Raw genomic sequence first — 19,602 nt, forward strand, 5'->3', positions numbered from 1 at the left:
CCGCTGTTCTCGCTATTCCCGCTGGTCCGTGGCGAATAGCCCCTCAAGCAGTTCGTCGTAGCGCGCGATCAGCTCGAGGTTGGTCGCGAGAAATCGCACGATCGCCTTGCGCTGTTTTGCGCGATACGACTGCCAGTCGTCGTCGTGACGACGGATCGCATGGACCAGTTGGCGCGCACCTGCCTCGACGTCGTTACCCTCATAGTAGTAACCGATTTCGCGGCACAGCTGCGCGTTATGCACGAGCGCAAAGCCATTCCAGCACGCGTCAAAATAGAAGTAGTTGAGCGCGAGCCCCCACTGGTGCGAGATCACGATATCCGTGTGCTCAGACAGAAACTGCGGCGTCTCGTAGCGGCCAACGAAGCTCGCCTTGCCCGCCTTCACGATGTCAAGGTACTGCGCGATGCCGATGAATTCAGGGCTATGGCGCGCGAGGTGTTTCGCGTTCGTCACGTGCAGGTGTGCAATTGCGTCCCTATCGCTGCGAAACGCCTGTTCGGCAATCAGCAGTGGATACAGGCAGAACTTCAGCACGTCGATGTTCGGCTCCATCACCGTCAGGCGCTTCTTCGTGCGATCGGCGACGTCCGGCGTTGCGATTTCGCGCGGACGGTATTCGCCTTCGAACGGCAGGTCGCGCGTACGCATGTTCAGACACATCGGGTCCCAGACGAACGGCACTTCACATACCGGCACGCGCCGCAATGTGCCGAGAAAACTCGCGGTCGTTTCCATTACCTGCGGAATGGCCCACACCGCGTCGTACTGCTGGTTGATGAATACCGTGTCGGCGAGACGCCGGTTGAAGATCATCGCCTCCATCATCTGCACGTATTCGGGCCCACAGCAGTAGCTGACGAGCTTCGTGCCGCGCGCTTTCAGATAGCGTGTTTGTTCTTCGCTGATCTGACCGCCGAGTTCGATGAGCACATCGAGCGCGTCTTTGACGTCCTCGAACTGACGCACGGGGAAGCGCGCCGTATCCCAGGGCAGCACGCCGGTCAAGGCGACCGAAGTCGTATTGACGATCGCCACCGAATGCCCGAGCGGCGAGTGCTGGAAGAGTTTTGCTAGGTACAGCGCATTCTGCTTGATGCCGTTGACCCACATGCCTTCCGTTTCGCTGCGAATGCCGATCGTGATGCCGATTCGCAAGGCGCGTTGCTGTGCCATGTCGTGTTCTCCGTTCTTCGATTCTGATTGGCGCAGTGAGGGCTCAGTAAGCGAACGCGGTGGCGCGGGCTGGCTTGGCGCTCAGTTGCAACACACGTCGCGCGTAGCATTCACGGTTCGCTGCATGAAGCGAGCTCAAGGTTGCGATGAAGTCGCGTGAACGGCGCAGATAGTTCGTGTGATCCGCGTCATGTTCATGCGCAATGCGCAGCAGCTGTTTCGCGCCCGCCGGAATATCCGAGCCCTCGTAGTAATAGCCGATGTCTTTCAGCCACGGCGAGTTATGCACGAGCGGATAGCCGCCATACAGCGCGTCGAGATACACGAAATTCTGGTCGTTCTGCCACTGGTGGCTCACCACCACATCGGCGAACTGGCTCATATAGCCGGCGAAGTCGTGACGGCTGTCGAGATGCACCTTTTCGTTCTTGTGCAGATCGAGGGAACGCACGAGGAACGTGAAGGTCATCTGCTCGCTCATCTGTACGGTGTTGAGCAGGTTCAGGCGTGCAATCGCCGCGGGTTCCATCCGGAATGCGGTATCACACACCAGCGCCGGAATCGCAAAGCACTTGACCACCGAGATATTCGGTTCGAACACCGCAACGCGCAGCGCGCGCGGCGTGCTGTCCTCGGCGACGTGCTCCGCCGGTTTATAGCCGAAATGAAGGCCCGCCTCCTTTACCACCTGCGCGCGCCGCTCGAGAAAGACCGGATCCCACAGATAAGGCACTTCAAACACGGGGCAACGATGCAGCGCCTCGAGCATCGGCGCGAGTGCGCGATCCTTCGGCAGAATCCACACTTCATCGCAGCGCTGCGCACGCGAGAAAAAGCCCCGTTTCTTGAAGACGGTCGACTCGATCAAGCCAACATAGGGCTGCCCGCAACATATGAACACCACTTTCTTGCCGAGCGCGCGCAGGTAATCGACCCATTCGACATCAAGTCCGCCGCCCATCTCGATCGCGACATCGATGCGATCCGTCGCGGCACGCATCGGCACGAGCGGGAAGCCGAACGCCGCCTGCTCGGCCTCGAGTGGCAACGCGCTCTGGTCGCCACAATTGAGAAGAATGACATCCGTCACCGCGGGCAAGGCCCGCAGCAACTGCGCAAGGAAGAACACGTTCTGGCCGAGCCCGTTTTCCCAGATGTTCTGGCCTTCGTGTGTCAGCACTGATATTCCAATCCGCATGATCGACCTTTCCTTTCGTTCTCTGATTGGCGAAACTGCCACCTGCTTGTGCGTTTTTATTGCGCGCTTTTATTGCACTTTTATCTGCACTTTTGTGCAGGCGCCCTATTACTGCATCGGCGCCCGCGGCCCGTCGTCTTTCCGTCACACTGCGCTTGTCCGCTGCTGCCTGCTTTCCCGCTGCCGGGAAAAGAGGGCGACGGCCTCGCGGCCATCGCCCATAAAAACCGTGCCACTTCTGATGCTGACGGAGACACATCGATGCGGGGTGGCACGGCCAGAGAAGCGTTACTGCGACTTCACTTTCTGCTCGTTGAGCACGATCTCGACGCGCCGGTTCTGCGCGCGCCCTTCGGCCGTCGCGTTCGACGCAATCGGGTTCGCCTTGCCGAAACCGTCCACCCGCACCGAGCCGTGCGTTCTCATGCCATGCACCGCGAGGTATTTCGCGACCGACAGCGCACGCTGCTCCGATAACTCCTGGTTGTGCGTATCCGAGCCGGACGCGTCTGTATAGCCAGCGATGCTGATCGAGTCGATCGTGATGTGGCGCGTGCCTTCGATCAACCGGTCGAGTGCGATCACGGCGGACGCGGTTAGCGTGGCGCTGTTCGTTTCGAAATTCGCGTCGCCGCGCAATGTCAAACGCTCCGTGTGCGCCGGCGTGGCGTTTGCGGGCTGCGTGTACTCCACTGGCCTCGGTTCTACGCGCTGCCCGCGCGACACCTGCGGCGGTGTGGACGAACACGCCGCAAGCGTTGCAACGGCACACAGTGCGATCATTTGTGGTTTCAACATTTCCCCGTTTCCCTTTTGTAAATGGCTAATCTGGTCGAGTTATCGATAAAGCGCTTCGATTTCGGCGGTGTAGTGCGTGACGTTGGCCGGTGCCTCCGGGTCTAGCGTCGCGAGAAAATCGCGTGCGGTCTGTTTGTAGTCGGCGAGATTCGTGTCGTGCTCAACGAATGCGCGCCGCAATGCAAGCGCGCCATCGCCGCAATCAAAATCCGCATAGCGGTAGCCGCAATAGCCGATAAACGACGAGTTGTGAATCAGCGGATAACCGCCGTAGAGGGCTTCGTAGTACACGTAGTTCTGTCCGTTTTCCCAGTGATGAGCGACGACTGCGTCGGCTTGCTGCGCCATGATGTGATACACGGGCAGGCGTGGCTCGAAGGTCGCGATACCGTGGCGCACGAGATCGAGGCTGCGCGCGAAGCCGAAAAACACGTTGTCCTCTTTCAGGTGAAACGTGTTGAACACGCGCAGCACTTCGATCATGTCCGGGTCCTGCCGATGCGCGACATCGGCGACCAGCATCGGAATGTGGCTTGTTTTCACCATGCAGATGTTCGGCTCGAGTACTGCGAGGCGCCAGCGCCGCCGGCCGGGTTGATACGCGAAACTCTTCGACGCACCGGCTGCGCTGATCGAGCGTTCGAGCAGCAGCGGGCTCCACAGATGCGGCATCGCGCGCACCGGCGCGCGCATCGTCGCCGCGTAGTAGTCGGCGCAGGTCGCTTCGAAGGCCGGCAGCGTCCATACCGCGCTGTACGGCGTCTCTGAAACGAGCGTGCCGTGCGGCAGGTTGAACATCATGCGTTCGATGTCGATCACATAATCGTTGGCGACGCGCATGCCGATTACATGGCCGCCGCGCTCGCGAAACGCACGCGCCCAGTTCGCGTCGAGTTGCGCGCTCAGTTCGATCACGACGTCGAGCTTTTGCTGCGCTGTTTCCATATCGATGACCGGCGCCGGCGCGAGTTCGAGGAATTCGTTAGCCGTATCGATTCGGCCGTCGCCGCCTTTGACCAGAAACACTTCGTCGACTACAGGCGAGCGCTTGAGCAGCATCACCATAAAGAAGCAGTTCTGGAAAATGCCGTTTTCCCAGATCGATTGCGCTCCGCTACGCAAGTGAATCGTTACACCCACCTTCAAACGCCTGCTGTTTTTCATTGTTTTCTCCCTGAACGTGCCCGTCACACGACCGTCTTAACGCCTGACTTCAGTGACCCATTCCGTCACCAGTAATACCCGACACCCGCGCCCATCGACACACCCGCGGAACTCACGCCGGCGCCCGCCTTGATCTTCAGGTTCTTCGTGATACGCGCGTTCACGCCTAACGCCGTTGCGCCATAACCGTGGTAAGTCGCTGCGCCGATACCGATCGCCAGCGTCTTGCCCGGATCGACTTCCGGAATCATCGTCAGCGCAACGGCCGCGGCAATACCTGAATAGGCGTTGCGCGCCACGCTATTGACGCTCGACTGCACACCGCGCAGCTGGTTCATGGTGACCGCGTCGGTGCCGTTGATGCCGGGGGCGACGTTGGTGATCCGGCGTTCGTTGTTCGGCGAACCGACCGACACCGTGTTTTCCTCGTTGGCGATCGAGCCTGCGCCGAGCGCGACCGAGTTCGGGGCGGTGGCCGACGAGTTCGCGCCCACTGCCGTCGCGCTTTGTGCGGATGCCGACGAACTCGCGCCGAGTGCGGTGCTGCTCTCCGCCGACGCCGATACGTGCCAGCCGAGCGCCGTCGCGTTCGATTGCGATGCCGTGGCGCCCGCACCGACGGCGCTTGCGTTGGTGGCGGTTGCTGCTGAGCCCGTGCCCAGGCCGGTGCCGCCGTCCGCGGTGGACGTGTTGCCGCCGCCAGTGCTCATCGATGCCACGGCCTGCGACAGCGAACCCACATTGCTGTCGGTGGTGCTCAGGCCTGTCGACAGCGAGGCGACATTGCTGTTGGTCGTCGATAACCCCGTCGACAGGGAATCGACGCCGCTTTGCGCCGTGCTCACCGCGCTCGACGTCGAAGTCGACAGCGAACCCACCGCGCTGGCGGTCGTCGATATGCTGGTCGATAGCGCATTTACACTGCTTTGCGTGGTGCCGATGGTGGTCGAGGTGGACGTCGACAGCGAGGCGACGGTGCTGTTCGTGGTCGACAAGGCGCTCGATACCGCCGTCGACAGCGACGTCAGCTGGCCGAAGTTCACCGCGTCGTTCACGTTTACACCGGCCGCGACGTTGGCGAGACGCACGGGTAACGTTGTGCCAACGCCGCCGAGCGTGACCTGCGTGTGCGTCGTGTCGTCGTACTGCACGGCCAGATTCGACAGCGTGCTGAGCGAAGTCGAGAGCGTCGATACGTTGCTATCGGTGGTCGACAGACCCGTCGACAGCGATGCAACGTTGCTGCCGGTCGTCGACTGCGCGGTCGACAGCGAATCGATGCCGCTTTGCGCCGTGCTGATGCCGCTGGCAACGGTGCCCGACAGTGCGGTCGACAGCGAGCTGATGCCCGTCGAGGTCGACGTGGACAGCGTGGTCAGCTGACTGACGTTCACCGCATCAGTAGGATTCACGCCTGCCGCGACGTTGGTCAGCGTGACGGGCGCGGGGGCACCTACGCCGCCGAGCGTGACCTTCGTGTGCGACGCGTCGTCGTATTGCACGGCGGCATTGGACAGCGTGCTCAGTGCGGTTGAGGTCGAATTCGACAGCGCCGTGACATTGCTGTTCGTGGTCGACAGGCCGGTGGACAACGAGGTCACACCGCTTTGCGCCGTGCTGATGCCGGTTGAGGTGGACGTCGATAACGTAGCCAGATTGCTGTCGGTCGTCGAGAGGCCCGTGGACAGCGACGCGACGTTGCTGTTGGTCGACGAGAGCGCCGTCGACAGCGAATCCACCCCGCTTTGCGCGGTGCTGATGCCGCTGGCAGCCGTTTGCGTCAGTGCAGTCGATAGCGAAGTGATGCCGGTCGAAGTCGATATCGACAGCGTCGTCAGTTGACTCATGTTCACCGCGTCGGTCGGGTTCACGCCCGCCGCGACGTTGGTAAGCGTGACCGGTGGCGCACCCGTGCCGCCGAGCGTGACCTGCGCATGCGTTGTGTCGTCATACTGAACCGCATTTGCCACACCTGTGGACAGCGAACCGAGCGCGGTCGACGTCGAAGTCGACAGTGCCGTGACAGTGCTGTTCGTGGTCGACAGACCCGTGGACAGCGACGCGACGTTGCTGTCGGTCGTCGATTGCGCGGTCGACAGCGAATCGATGCCGCTTTGCGTGGTGCTGATGCCGCTAGCGACCGTCCCCGACAGCGCGGTCGACAGCGAGGTGATACCCGTCGAGGTCGACGTGGACAGCGTGGTCAGCTGGCCGACGTTTACCGCATCGGTCGGGTTCACGCCGGCTGCGACGTTCGTCAGCGTGACCGGCGCAGTGGCGCCCGCGCCGAGCGTAACCTTCGTGTGGCTGGCGTTGTCGTACTGAACCGCGGCGCTCGACAACGTGCTCAATGCGGTCGAGGTTGAATTCGACAGCGCCGTGACATTGCTGTTCGTCGTCGACAGGCCGGTGGACAGCGAGGTCACGCCGCTTTGTGCCGTGCTGATACCCGTCGATGCCGACGTCGACAGCACGGCGAGATTGCTGTTGGTGGTCGACAGCCCCGTCGACAGTGAGGCGACGTTGCTGCCGGTCGAGGACAGTGCCGCGGACAGCGATCCGATGCCGCTTGCCACCGATTGCGTGAGCGCCGTCGACAGCGAACTGATACCGGTTGAGCTCGACGTGGACAGCGTGGTCAACTGGCCCATGTTCACCGCATCGGTCGGATTCACGCCGGCCGCGACGTTCGTCAGCGTGACCGGCGCAGTGGCGCCCGCGCCCAGCGTAACCTTCGTGTGGCTGGTGTCGTCGTACTGAACGGCGTTTGCCACGCCGGTCGACAGAGAATTGATCGCGGCTAAGATTGCCGTGGAAAGTGTCGCCAGGTTGCCGGTTGCAGCCGACACCGAGCTCGACAGCACAGCCACATTGCTCGTGTTGGTCGACAGCCCCGTGGTCAGCGCATTCACGCCGGCCTGCGCCGTGCTGATGCCGGTCGATGCCGAGGTCGACAGCGTCGCCACGCCGGAATTCGTGGTGGAAAGACCCGTCGACAATGACGCAGCGGCGGTCGATGCCGTCGTCGACAGCGTGCTCAACTGACTGAAGTTCACCGCATCGGTCGCGTTCACGCCCGCTGCGACGTTCGTCAGCGTGACGGGCGCGGTGGCGCCGGCGCCCAGCGTGACCTTCGTGTGGCCGGCGTTGTCGTACTGCACCGCGTTGGCCACGCCGGTCGACAGCGAACCGATCGCCGTCGACGTCGAATTCGACAGCGTCGTGACAGTGCTGTTCGTGGTCGACAGGCCCGTGCCCAGCACGCCCACATTGCTGTTCGTCGTCGACAGCGCCGTGTTCAGCGCGTTCACACCGCTTTGCGCGGTGCTGATGCCGGTCGATGTCGAGGTCGACAGCACGGCAACGCTGCTGTTCATCGTCGACAGGCCCGTGGACAGCGAGTTGACTCCGCTTTGCGCCGTGCTGATGCCCGTCGATGTCGAAGCCGACAGCACTGCCACATTGCTATTGGTGGTCGATGCCGCGGTAGACAATGAACTCATGCTGGTCGACGTGGCCGTCGACAACGTGAAGAGCTGGGATCCATTTATCGCGTCTGTGCTGCTTGCGGACACCGCGCCCGCAACCAGGCCGGTGATATTTGTGGCAGTCACGACACCGAGCATCGAAATTCCACCGGCACCCGTCAACAGAAGCGATCCGTTGTCAAATCCTTGTATGCTGGCCTGCGGCGCGGTTCCGGTCGCACCATTGCCGAGAATGAAATCCCTGTTCGCGAGGCAACCTGCAACAACCCCAGTGGTGCTGTTTGAGACCCACCCTGAACCGCTTGTACCGGTGCCTCCTGGACATAACTGCAAAACGCCCCCAGCCTGCGCCGTGGACGAAACACCCAACACACCTGCAACAGCGAAAGCGATCGCCGACAGACAACCGAGCGTCCTGCGCCTTTCAAGGCGTGCACGGCCAGAGCCTGCCTCCCCTCCCTTGCCCTGCCCCCGCACATCCTCTGCGACGACCGCAATCTTCCCGGTTCGGCGGTTCACCACCAGACGATAGACTTTATTCATTTTATTGGTTTTCCTTATCGATTCGGCCGTCGCCGCCTTTGACCAGAAATACTTTGTCGATTGCCGGCGAACGCCTGAGCAGCATCTACATGAAGAAGCTGGCCGGTAACGCAGTAAAGAAATGCGCCCGCACGGGCGCATCCCGCGTTACCACTGGTATCCGACACCCGCACCCATCGCGACGCCCGCTGAGCTCACACCCACGCCCGCCTTGATCTTCACGTTCTGCGTGATGCGCGCATTCATGCCGAACGCGGTTGCGCCATAACCCTGGTAAGTGCCCGTGCCGATACCGATCGCCAGTGTCTTGCCCGGATCGACTTCCGGAATCATCGTCAGCGCAGTGGCAGCGGCAACACCGGAATACGCGTCGCGCGCCACGCTGTTGATGCTCGACTGCACGCCCTGCAACTGGTTCATGTTCACCGCGTCGGTGCCGTTGATGCCCGGTGCGACGTTGGTGATCCGGCGTTCGTTGTTCAGCGAGCCGACCGACACCGTGTTCTCCTCGTTGGCGACCGAGCCTGCGCCGAGCGCGACCGAGTTCGGGGCGGTGGCCGACGAATTTGCTCCCACTGCGGTGGCGCTTTGCGCGGATGCCGATGAGCTTGCGCCGAGCGCGGTGCTGCTGTCCGCCGACGCCGACGCGTGCCAGCCGAGCGCTGTTGCGTTCGATTGCGATGCCGTGGCGCCCGCGCCGACCGCGGTCGCGTTGGTGGCGGTGGCCGCCGAGCCTGTGCCGAGGCCGGTGCCGCCGTCCGCCGTCGACGTGTTGCCGCCGCCGCTGCCCATCGTCGAGATCGCCTGCGACAGCGCGCTTACATTGCTGTCCGTGGTGCTAAGGCCTGTGGACAGCGAGGCAACATTGCTGTTGGTCGTCGACAGCCCCGTCGACAGGGAATCGACACCGCTTTGCGCCGTGCTCACCGCACTCGACGTCGAGGTCGACAGCGAACCCACCGCGCTGGCGGTCGTCGATATGCTGGTCGAGAGCGCATTCACGCTGCTCGCTGTGGTGCCGATCGTCGTCGAGGTCGAGGTGGACAGCGACGCCACCGTGCTGTTGGTGGTCGACAGTGCGCTCGATACCGCCGTCGACAGCGACGTCAGCTGGCCGAAATTCACCGCGTCGTTCACGTTCACGCCGTCCGCGACGTTGGCGAGACGCACCGGTGCCGCACCGATGCCACCGAGCGTGACCTGCGTGTGCGTCGCATCGTCGTACTGCACTGCGTTGCTCGACAGCGTACTGAGCGAAGTGGAAAGCACGGAGACGTTGCTGTCGGTGGTCGACAGACCCGTCGACAGCGAGGCGACGCTGCTGTCGGTCGTCGACTGCGCGGTCGACAGCGAATCGATGCTGCTTTGTGCCGTGCTGATGCCGCTGGCAACGGTCCCCGACAGAGCGGTCGACAGCGAGCTGATGCCGGTCGAGGTCGAGGTGGACAGCGTGGTCAACTGGCTGAAGTTCACCGCATCGGTTGGGTTCACGCCGGCCGCGACGTTGGTCAGCGTGACCGGCGCCGCACCTACGCCGCCGAGCGTGACCTTCGTGTGCGTCGTGTCGTCGTACTGAACCGCGGCGCTCGACAACGTGCTCAGTGCGGTTGAGGTCGACGTCGACAGCGTCGTGACATTGCTGTTCGTCGTCGACAGGCCCGTCGACAACGAGGTCACGCCACTTTGCGCGGTACTGATGCCGGTCGAAGCGGACGTCGACAATACGGCGAGGTTGCTATCGGTCGTCGACAACCCCGTCGACAGCGACGCGACATTGCTATCGGTCGTCGACTGCGCGGTCGACAGCGAATCGATGCCGCTTTGCGCCGTGCTGATGCCGCTGGCAACGGTTCCCGACAGCGCGGTCGACAGCGAGCTGATGCCCGTCGAGGTCGAGGTGGACAGCGTGGTCAGCTGGCCGAAGTTCACCGCATCGGTCGGGTTCACACCGCCCGCGACGTTCGTCAGCGTGACTGGCGGCGCGCCCGTGCCGCCGAGCGTGACCTGCGCATGCGTTGTGTCGTCATACTGAACCGCATTTGCCACACCTGTGGACAGCGAACCGAGCGCGGTCGACGTCGAAGTCGACAGTGCCGTGACAGTGCTGTTCGTGGTCGACAGACCCGTGGACAGCGACGCGACGTTGCTGTCGGTCGTCGATTGCGCGGTCGACAGCGAATCGATGCCGCTTTGCGTGGTGCTGATGCCGCTAGCGACCGTCCCCGACAGCGCGGTCGACAGCGAGGTGATACCCGTCGAGGTCGACGTGGACAGCGTGGTCAGCTGGCCGACGTTTACCGCATCGGTCGGGTTCACGCCGGCTGCGACGTTCGTCAGCGTGACCGGCGCAGTGGCGCCCGCGCCGAGCGTAACCTTCGTGTGGCTGGCGTTGTCGTACTGAACCGCGGCGCTCGACAACGTGCTCAATGCGGTCGAGGTTGAATTCGACAGCGCCGTGACATTGCTGTTCGTCGTCGACAGGCCGGTGGACAGCGAGGTCACGCCGCTTTGTGCCGTGCTGATACCCGTCGATGCCGACGTCGACAGCACGGCGAGATTGCTGTTGGTGGTCGACAGCCCCGTCGACAGTGAGGCGACGTTGCTGCCGGTCGAGGACAGTGCCGCGGACAGCGATCCGATGCCGCTTGCCACCGATTGCGTGAGCGCCGTCGACAGCGAACTGATACCGGTTGAGCTCGACGTGGACAGCGTGGTCAACTGGCCCATGTTCACCGCATCGGTCGGATTCACGCCGGCCGCGACGTTCGTCAGCGTGACCGGCGCAGTGGCGCCCGCGCCCAGCGTAACCTTCGTGTGGCTGGTGTCGTCGTACTGAACGGCGTTTGCCACGCCGGTCGACAGAGAATTGATCGCGGCTAAGATTGCCGTGGAAAGTGTCGCCAGGTTGCCGGTTGCAGCCGACACCGAGCTCGACAGCACAGCCACATTGCTCGTGTTGGTCGACAGCCCCGTGGTCAGCGCATTCACGCCGGCCTGCGCCGTGCTGATGCCGGTCGATGCCGAGGTCGACAGCGTCGCCACGCCGGAATTCGTGGTGGAAAGACCCGTCGACAATGACGCAGCGGCGGTCGATGCCGTCGTCGACAGCGTGCTCAACTGACTGAAGTTCACCGCATCGGTCGCGTTCACGCCCGCTGCGACGTTCGTCAGCGTGACGGGCGCGGTGGCGCCGGCGCCCAGCGTGACCTTCGTGTGGCCGGCGTTGTCGTACTGCACCGCGTTGGCCACGCCGGTCGACAGCGAACCGATCGCCGTCGACGTCGAATTCGACAGCGTCGTGACAGTGCTGTTCGTGGTCGACAGGCCCGTGCCCAGCACGCCCACATTGCTGTTCGTCGTCGACAGCGCCGTGTTCAGTGCGTTCACGCCGCTTTGCGCGGTGCTGATGCCGCTCGATGTCGAGGTCGACAGCACGGCCACGCTGCTGTTCGTCGTCGACAGGCCCGTGGACAGCGAGTTGACTCCGCTTTGCGCCGTACTGATGCCCGTCGACGTCGAAGTCGACAGCACCGCCACATTGCTATTGGTGGTCGATGCCGCGGTAGACAGTGAGCTCATGCTGGTCGACGTGGACGTCGACAAGGTGAAGAGCTGCGCTCCGTTTATCGCGTCTTTGCTCGTTGCGGACACCGCGCCCGCAGCCAGGCCGGTGATATTTGTGGCCGTCACGACACCGGTCATCGTAATTCCGGCAGTGCCCACCAGCTCGAGCAAACCGGTGCTGTATCCCGTTACACGCGCCGTCACGTTCGGGAATGCATTGTTTCCGGTGGTACTTCCGGTATTGTTGAGCGAGAAAACAACGTTGGCGGGGACGGGGGTGCCGCAATCTAGAGCAGATCCAGCTGCGGCGCTGCCTGAGCCCCACGACGTACCGGCTGTACTGCCGCCTCCTGCACATAGATACAAGCCGCCCCCAGCCTGCGCCGTGGACGAGACGCCTAGCACACCCGCAACAGCGAAAGCGATCGCCGACAGACAGCCGAGCGCCCTGCGGCTTTCAAGGCGCACGCCATCTGAGCCTGCCTCGCCCCCGTTTCCCTGCCCCCGCACATCCTCTGCGACGACCGCAATCTTCCCGGTTCGGCGATCAGCCACCAGCCGATAGACTTTATTCATTTTCCTTCTCTCCAAGGCAGTTCGCCACGGCGCTTCCCAGCCCGTGCAAACGGAATCACCAGCAGCTTCTGGCGATCCCTATTTTTATTTCTATTCCTAACTATATTAAGTACTCGATCACCGACGATCGACGCACACATTCCCACCGACATCAGACCCGCGACTTACCCTGCTACCGCTCCATCCCCAAACGAACACACGATCAATTCCCCATGCATGCGCCCGAACGCCGCAATACACCTGAGCAACCGCACTGACCGCTCCGGATGCTCTTTCCCTTGCCGCATCACCCCGGCCATCTCATCGCGCAACGACGCCGCGATCGCTGACCGCTTGCCATACACGCTGCTGGTCAGCCCGGTCACATAAGCGAGCTTCGCGAAGCTGCGCAGCTTGCAGCACACCATCGGCTCGACGACCGCGTCAGCGTTCCGCTCGAATAGCTTGACGGCCCACTCGACCGCCGCGCCTGTCATCGGCAACGAGGCGTCGTGCGCCATCTCCGTCTCCAGGATCAGATCAGTGAGTTGCGCAAGCGGCATGAGGCTGATTTCATGGCCCGGCAGGCCCGCCGAATCGCATGTGCCGGCATCGCACATCGGCTCGCGCGGCTCATGCTGCACGTACGCCGCAACGCTATGCGGCTCGCCGATATAGAACCCCTGCACACAATCGACGCCCGCATCGCGCGCCACCTCGATCGCTTGCGCGCTCTCGATCCCCTCGAGCACGACGTACGGCGCGATATCTCGGGCGAGCAGGACAAGCCTCTCAAGCTCATCATTGCGCGCGCCCCGATCGTCACTGCCCGCCAGCAATTCGCCGGCGATCTTCACAATGTCCGCCGAACCGATTTGCGAGCCCGTCTCGATACCGCAACCGGCTCCGAAGTCGTCGATCGCAACGCAGCAGCCAATCTTGCGCAAGCGCTTGACGAACGCGTGGCCAGCCGCATGGAGCGGCGCGGTCTCGGTGATCTCGATCACAAGCCGCCGCGCGACATCCGGCATCGCCGCGAGATCGAGGAACGTCGATTCCCACCACTCGTCTTCCACCGCGCTTTGCGCCGAAATATTCGCGCCCAGATGCACATTCGAATGCGTCTTCAGCAATTCGATGACGCGCGTCACCACATGGCGGTCGAGGCACTGCATCATGCCGAGCCGCTCGAGGCTCGGAATGAAATTCCCCGGACACTCGTGCGTTTGCCGATCTTCCCGCAGCAAACGCACGAGGCATTCGAAGTACCGCACCTCTCCCAGGTCTCCCACGCTACACACCGGCTGACAGAACAGCTCGATTCGATCGCTTTCGATTGCGTCGATGACCGTACCCGCGATTCGCATGTCACGGTCCAGATCCGCGCGAACCCGTGCATCCCATGACGCGGGTGATTCTTGTAATGGTTCGATCAAGTTGTTCATGTCGTCGATTCCCCGATGTTCAATCTGGACTCCGCACCACTCATTCATCTGCGGAGTCGTTGTCGGAAGCATGAAACCTGGGGCCATCGATGTCCAGCTAAACGCCACGGACTTCACCATCGTTGTGCTTCGTCAAGCGAGTGCCTGACGATTGTTAAGCCAAAGGCCGCACGAATTGACAATCTCCAGCATCACTGTCGGATCGGCTCGACCGAGATGAGCCGCGGCGCACCGCCCGGAATCGCGGCTGGATGCAATTTAACGCGCCAGTGCTGGTACCGGGCAAACGGCAGTTGCGCGAGCGCGCTCTTCACGAGGTAAGGCGCCGCGTGCTGCATCCCGGCCTCGCTGTCGCGGCTCGCCGCGCTGACCTTGTACACTTCGTCGCCGCTTGCCGGATCGAAGAAACGTAACGTCAGCGTGTGCCGCCACGCGCGGCCGAACCACACGAAACCTGCATCGCCCCCGCTTTGGCATACCCCGTCCAGGCAATCACCGGCGTCGACGCCGACGCTCGCCGGCCGCGTGTCATACGCGATCGACAACACGTACTGCGCGTTCCCCGCCCCCGTATCGACAAAGCCGTATCGGTTCAATTCACCGCGTACCAGATCCTCATAGCGCGCCTGATCCGCGTTCGCTCCCTGCACGGGCGAGCGCACGATTGCGTATCGAGGACCGAGTTGAAAATCACTCGCCGTTTGCGACGCGAGAACGTCGGTGTGCACGCCGGCGCAACCGGTGAGCATGCAAAGTCCCGCCGCTACGACTGCAAGGCCCATGAGCCGCTTTTTCATTTTCCCGTTCCTTCGACTGAACGCGGTCCAGTCATACCTTCAAAGAAAGATTCACGCGGACGCTTCGTCGAACGCAGGCAGTACGATCGTGATCGCCGTGCCCTCGCCCACCACACTCGCAACACGAATGCCGCCGCCATGCCGCGTCACAACCGTCTTTACAAATGCCATCCCGAGTCCCGCGCCGCCCACCTCGGGACATTGCGCCTCGTGAAAGCGCTGGAACCGCTCGAACAGATGAACCTGCCGTTCGGCCGGAATGCCGTAGCCCTGGTCGCGCACGGTGCACCGCACTTGAGCCGGCGTCGCACCGGACGGCGATGCGTCCTGCTCGATCGTGCAGGTGATCTGTGTGCCGCTCGGGCTATATTTGACGGCATTGTTCATGATGTTCACCAGCACGCGCGTCATCATCGAACGATCGGCGTTAATCCAGTGGCCAAAATCATGCTCGTCGTATTGCAGGTCGAGGCGAATCTGCTTCGTTTGCGCCTGGGGCCACACCTCATCGCTCGCGTCCATCATGAGCTCCAGCAGGCTCACCGGTTCGAGCTCATACGTCTGCGATTCGGCGCGCGCGAGTCGCACGAAATCGTCGGCTAGCGCCAGCGAGCGCCGCGCATAGCGTTCGATACGCGACAGCAGTTCGCGCGTGTGCGCTGATTCGTTTGCACGTGCCCGCTCCATCTCCACCAGCGCGAGAATCGACGCCTGCGGCGAGCGAACTTCGTGCGTCAGCAGACGCAACGCATCTTCGCGTTGCCGCTCGGCCGCATGCAGCGCCGTGACGTCGACGAGACCCGCAATCCAGCCGGTCGCTTCGCCATATGCGTTCGCACGCTTCGCATAGCGCAGCAGAAGATCGCGCGCATGGCGATCGCGCACCTCGCAACCCTGCTCCATCAGCCTCGAAAACTCGCGGCGTGCCGGATCGAGCATCGCAGGCCAGTTCGCACGGACCCACACATCGGCATCGTCGCCGGCATCGATCGTCTTGATGAACATGAGATCGCCGAGCGCCGCACGCAGCGATTTACCGACCGGGTTTCCCGCATTGAGGGCCTGAAAGTAGCGCTTCGCGGCATGGTTCGCGATCACGACCACCCCTTGCACGTCGCTGACGAGAATCGGTTCCGGCACGCTATCGAGGCTGTCCCAGACAAAGCGCTTCATGTCCTGCACGCGCTGCGCGGCCTGCGCCATCAGCGCCATATGCTGCTCGAGCACATCGCCGCCGAACTCGCGGCGCCGCCGCGGTGTCTCGGGCAGCAGATACGGTTCGTCGGCAAGGCGCTGCAGTTCCTTGCGCAGATACGCCATCGTCATCTCGAGGCGTCGCCAGTTCCAGATCGGGTACACCACCACCAGCCCCGCGATCGCCGGCATCGGCGAGATCCAGAGTTGCGCGCCGAACAGTGCCGCCGCGCTGCACAGCGCCGTGATCGCACCTAGCACAGCCGTCAGCAGCAGCGCACGCAACGGCGACAGCATCAGCAGTCCGGCCAGCAGGGCGACAAGCGGTGCAAGCGAAAACGCGAACACCACGAGGCCGCTCGCCGGATCGATCTCGCGCCCGGTCAGCAACGTATCGAGGACGGCCGCGTGAATATAGACACCGGGCATCGGTCCGAGCGTTCCTGACATCGGTGTCGAGAACCGGTCGTACAGCCCCGACGCCGTGACACCAATCAGCACAATCTTGCCTCGCAGCTCATCGGGCGATACGCCACCGTCGAGCAGCGTCGCGAAAGACACCTTCCTGTACGGGGCAGCAAGCGGGCTGAACGGAATCAGAAAGCGCCCCTCGTCACTGCTCGCGAACGTACGCGCCTCGCTCCTGCGTGCCGCCGCGCTTACGCTGCTATAGCTGTCGTGCAGCTTAATCGTTCCATCGCCGATCGCGCGCGCGAGCGGCGCCATCAATTGCGGCCAGCGTGTATTCGCATCGCCTTCGGAAAGCGCGACGCTGCGTACGACACCGTCGCTGTTCACTTCGAAGTTGATATGTCCGAGACCCGCCGCGGCGCGCGCCAACGGCGCGACCGGTTTAATCGCGGCACGTTCTCCTCGACTGTCTTGCGGCGTCAGCAGGATCGGCAAGTAAGTCGGGCTCGCGGACATCGCGTGCGCAAGCATCGCATCGTCGCCGCTCGGCTCGGTGAACAGCACGTCGTACACCACCGCAGCCGGCTGCGCCTTCGCGATTTCGTCGAGTACGTGTGCATGCACGCTGCGCGGCCACGGCCAGCGTCCGAGCTTCGCAATGCTCTCGTTATCGATTTCGACGACAACGATATCGGGCAACGCACGCCGCAGATTCAAACGCAGATAGCGGTCGAAAATCAGATGATCGATGCTCGCCGTCATGCCGTACAACGCGCCAGGCAGGATCACGGCGAGACCGAGACAGCCGACGCATAACCATTCGTAGAAAAATCGCCGCCCGACCGGCAAGCCGAGCCACGTGCGCGGATAAAAGATCATGCGGGCCCCGCCACGAGCGTCACCGCGCGAGCTGGAATGAGCGGATCGCACTACTTTTCTGGTAGAAGCGGCCATTCTCAAACTGCTCGACAACGATGGTCCAGTAATAGAGGCCCGGCTGCAGATCCGACACGACGATTTCGGCGTTCTTCAGATCCGTTCGATCGACAATCGGATTGCGCAGGTCCGGCGTGCTGGCGAGCACGAAGCGATAGCGCGTCGCGACGTGCGCACGGTCGGCAAGCCAGCGGAACTCGAATTCACGGCTGCCAAGACGCCGCGCCGACGTGGTGATACCGAGTCGACGGCGCTCGAACGCGTAGATCTGCGGTAAGCCTTCAAGGCCGTTTTCATCGATCGCCGACACGCGCACGAAGTAGGTGCCGTCCGGCACATCGCTGAACGTCGTATGCGGTACACGCACCCGCTGATCGCGCATCAGATCGAGCAGGTCCGCGTCGCGCGCGATCTGCACGCGATACGCGCGCGCGCCGCCAGACGGCAGCAAATCGGGCAGCAGATCGAATGCGACATCCTTCCCGTCCTGAACCTTGCCTGGATTCGCGAGCTCCGGCGACGCCAGCAATTCGACTGGCACACCCACGCGGCCGGACGCATCGGTCACATTGCCGAACTTCGCGCGGATCAGCTGCGCGGACGCCTGCAGCGGCTGGCCGGGCGGTGCGATATTGCCGCCCAATGCGAGCGCCGCATCCACGCCGACCGCGCCGTCGAGCACCTCGACTGCAGTCGAGCGATTGTCGTTGTCGTAATTCACGCGAAAGCGCGTACCGCGCACACCCGCCACCACCGACGGCGAGCGTATCTGGAAACGATCGGCGGGCTGCGTCGCATGCGTCACTTCGCTGTCGACCTCGCCACGCCGCAGCAGAATCACGCGATCTTTTGCACCGGTCAACGCAGTGCGGCGCAGCGTGCCGATCTCGATCAGGCTGTCCTGCGGCAGCGACAGATGCGAACCGTCTTCGAGTTCCAGCGTGACAAAGCCGTTATTCCCGGTGCGCAGTCGATCGCCTTCGCCGAGCGTCATGCCGACACTCACAGGCGTGAATACGTTCTCGCGGTAGGCATGCTCGGCTGGGCCGTTTGTCGCCACGATGCGCGCGGACTGAGGCTCCTTTTTAAGCAACGCAACCGGCAAGCGCAGCTCGATACCCGGCTGCAAGCGCCGCGACGCCTTCACGCGATTCAGGCTGCGCAGTGCCGCCCAGTCGCGCGGATCGCGCAGATAGCGCGACGCGATATCGTAGAGCGAATCGCCGGACTGCGTGACATAGGTCACCGTCGCGGACGCTGTTCGAGTACCTGCGTCTTGTGCGCTCGCGGGCCCGGACAGCAGGCCTAGTGCCGCGGCAAGACAAAGACTGGTACGGCAAAATGCGAATGGCACAAATACATCGACAGGGGTGCAGCGGTTCAATAGAAGCGCAGCGTGTGCCGGAGTTATCGCAAGCGGAGGAAGCTTCATAAATCCTCCTCCGTGATTTTTTCGAGCCGATATCCGTACCCGTATACCGGGCTCAAGCGGTAGCCGTTCTCGGGACGCAGCCCGAGCTTGGCGCGCAACGATGAAACATGCGTGTCTATCGTCCGCGAGGGAACATCGGTCGCCTGCTTCCAGACAACGTCCCTGATATAGGAGCGGGACAGCGGGCGACTCATATGCTGGAACAGCAGGAGCGCGAGTTCGAATTGCTTGTGCATCAACGTTACGGGTGTGCCGCGTACGATCACTACTTTCGACTTCAGATCGAATGCGATTTCGTCGAAAACCTCCATCGTGGAAGCATGATTTGACTGATAGGTACGGCGCAGCAAAGACTTGACACGCGCGAGCAGAATTTCGGGCGAGACCGGTTTAACGACGTAATCGTCCGCGCCCGCATTCAGAATCATTGCAATGTCCGCCTCCAGACTCCTGCTCGTCATGAAAAGAACGGGCACATGGTCGGATAGACTTTTACGTATCCATCGGAGCACCTCTTCACCCGACATATCGGGTACTTGCCAGTCGAGCACGAGCAGATCGAACGTCTGATGCCGTAGTTCCTTGACGAGTGCCGGTCCGGTCGAGTACGCGAGACAGCTATGTCCGACTGCGGACAAGGTTTGACAGATAAAATCCGCCTGCGCTGGATCGTCTTCCAGAACTGCGATTCGCATAACACCCCTGCTAATGATTTTTTACTGGTTGCACCAGTGGACTAATTGGCTGCGGGCCGAGCCCGCCATGCCCCGAACGCGTGCCAGCACGCCAGATCACCACCAGGCGCAATAGCTGATGGTCGATCGAGCGTTCCACTGCGAATTAAGGCAACGAATGGGGCAGAGCCGTCTGGCTGCAGCAGCGCTGAACGTGGCGAGCGTGC

General features: G+C 62.5%; 10 protein-coding genes and 2 pseudogenes. All 12 read right to left on the minus strand.

Features of this window, described 5'->3' with window-relative positions; all coding sequences use genetic code 11:
• Positions 1 to 12 precede the first annotated feature (12 nt).
• Positions 13 to 1,176 (minus strand): DUF2827 domain-containing protein, encoded by a 1,164-nt coding sequence (locus KZJ38_RS33745; RefSeq protein ID WP_219801350.1) that lies wholly within the window; start codon positions 1,174 to 1,176, stop codon positions 13 to 15.
• A gap of 43 nt (positions 1,177 to 1,219) precedes the next feature.
• Positions 1,220 to 2,374, minus strand: a complete 1,155-nt coding sequence (locus KZJ38_RS33750) for a DUF2827 family protein (protein ID WP_219801351.1) — start codon at positions 2,372 to 2,374, stop codon at positions 1,220 to 1,222.
• 288 nt (positions 2,375 to 2,662) lie between these two features.
• The gene (locus KZJ38_RS33755; protein WP_219801352.1) at positions 2,663 to 3,172 is read right to left on the minus strand and encodes an OmpA family protein; all 510 of its coding nucleotides are present in this window, start codon (positions 3,170 to 3,172) and stop codon (positions 2,663 to 2,665) included.
• Positions 3,173 to 3,211: 39 nt separating this feature from the next.
• Complete coding sequence (locus KZJ38_RS33760) at positions 3,212 to 4,336, minus strand: DUF2827 domain-containing protein (RefSeq protein WP_219801353.1); 1,125 nt, start codon at positions 4,334 to 4,336, stop codon at positions 3,212 to 3,214.
• Between the two features lie 65 nt (positions 4,337 to 4,401).
• A complete protein-coding gene (locus tag KZJ38_RS33765) occupies positions 4,402 to 7,839 on the minus strand; it encodes a YadA family autotransporter adhesin (protein ID WP_246642100.1) in 3,438 nt (1,145 codons plus the stop codon).
• A 24-nt stretch (positions 7,840 to 7,863) separates the two neighbouring features.
• Positions 7,864 to 8,508, minus strand: a pseudogene (locus KZJ38_RS37050) (ESPR domain-containing protein); the annotation flags it as partial.
• A gap of 6 nt (positions 8,509 to 8,514) precedes the next feature.
• Positions 8,515 to 11,994, minus strand: a pseudogene (locus KZJ38_RS33770) (YadA family autotransporter adhesin); the annotation flags it as partial.
• Positions 11,995 to 12,671: 677 nt separating this feature from the next.
• Positions 12,672 to 13,853: an EAL domain-containing protein gene (locus KZJ38_RS33775; protein ID WP_219801356.1), complete on the minus strand. Its 1,182-nt coding sequence runs from the start codon at positions 13,851 to 13,853 to the stop codon at positions 12,672 to 12,674.
• A gap of 269 nt (positions 13,854 to 14,122) precedes the next feature.
• A complete protein-coding gene (locus KZJ38_RS33780; RefSeq protein WP_219801357.1) occupies positions 14,123 to 14,728 on the minus strand; it encodes a DUF4136 domain-containing protein in 606 nt (201 codons plus the stop codon).
• Positions 14,729 to 14,779: 51 nt separating this feature from the next.
• Positions 14,780 to 17,212 (minus strand): CHASE2 domain-containing protein, encoded by a 2,433-nt coding sequence (locus tag KZJ38_RS33785; RefSeq protein ID WP_219801358.1) that lies wholly within the window; start codon positions 17,210 to 17,212, stop codon positions 14,780 to 14,782.
• Positions 17,213 to 17,231: 19 nt separating this feature from the next.
• Positions 17,232 to 18,701 (minus strand): FecR family protein, encoded by a 1,470-nt coding sequence (locus KZJ38_RS33790; protein WP_219801359.1) that lies wholly within the window; start codon positions 18,699 to 18,701, stop codon positions 17,232 to 17,234.
• Positions 18,698 to 19,396, minus strand: coding sequence for a response regulator transcription factor (locus KZJ38_RS33795; protein WP_219801360.1), 699 nt, complete (start codon positions 19,394 to 19,396; stop codon positions 18,698 to 18,700). Before KZJ38_RS33795 ends, KZJ38_RS33790 begins: the two co-directional genes overlap by 4 nt.
• Positions 19,397 to 19,602: the final 206 nt, after the last annotated feature.

Source organism: Paraburkholderia edwinii (assembly GCF_019428685.1).
In the GTDB taxonomy this organism is placed as follows: domain Bacteria; phylum Pseudomonadota; class Gammaproteobacteria; order Burkholderiales; family Burkholderiaceae; genus Paraburkholderia; species Paraburkholderia edwinii.

What these genes read in the sequence shown, in the direction of transcription:
- KZJ38_RS33745 (WP_219801350.1), bottom strand. Translation starts at nt 1,176, where the DNA reads ATGGCACAGCAACGCGCCTTGCGAATCGGCATCACGATCGGCATTCGC.
- KZJ38_RS33750 (WP_219801351.1), bottom strand. Translation starts at nt 2,374, where the DNA reads ATGCGGATTGGAATATCAGTGCTGACACACGAAGGCCAGAACATCTGG.
- KZJ38_RS33755 (WP_219801352.1), bottom strand. Translation starts at nt 3,172, where the DNA reads ATGTTGAAACCACAAATGATCGCACTGTGTGCCGTTGCAACGCTTGCG.
- KZJ38_RS33760 (WP_219801353.1), bottom strand. Translation starts at nt 4,336, where the DNA reads ATGAAAAACAGCAGGCGTTTGAAGGTGGGTGTAACGATTCACTTGCGT.
- KZJ38_RS33765 (WP_246642100.1), bottom strand. Translation starts at nt 7,839, where the DNA reads ATGAGTTCATTGTCTACCGCGGCATCGACCACCAATAGCAATGTGGCA.
- KZJ38_RS33775 (WP_219801356.1), bottom strand. Translation starts at nt 13,853, where the DNA reads ATGCGAATCGCGGGTACGGTCATCGACGCAATCGAAAGCGATCGAATC.
- KZJ38_RS33780 (WP_219801357.1), bottom strand. Translation starts at nt 14,728, where the DNA reads ATGAAAAAGCGGCTCATGGGCCTTGCAGTCGTAGCGGCGGGACTTTGC.
- KZJ38_RS33785 (WP_219801358.1), bottom strand. Translation starts at nt 17,212, where the DNA reads ATGATCTTTTATCCGCGCACGTGGCTCGGCTTGCCGGTCGGGCGGCGA.
- KZJ38_RS33790 (WP_219801359.1), bottom strand. Translation starts at nt 18,701, where the DNA reads ATGAAGCTTCCTCCGCTTGCGATAACTCCGGCACACGCTGCGCTTCTA.
- KZJ38_RS33795 (WP_219801360.1), bottom strand. Translation starts at nt 19,396, where the DNA reads ATGCGAATCGCAGTTCTGGAAGACGATCCAGCGCAGGCGGATTTTATC.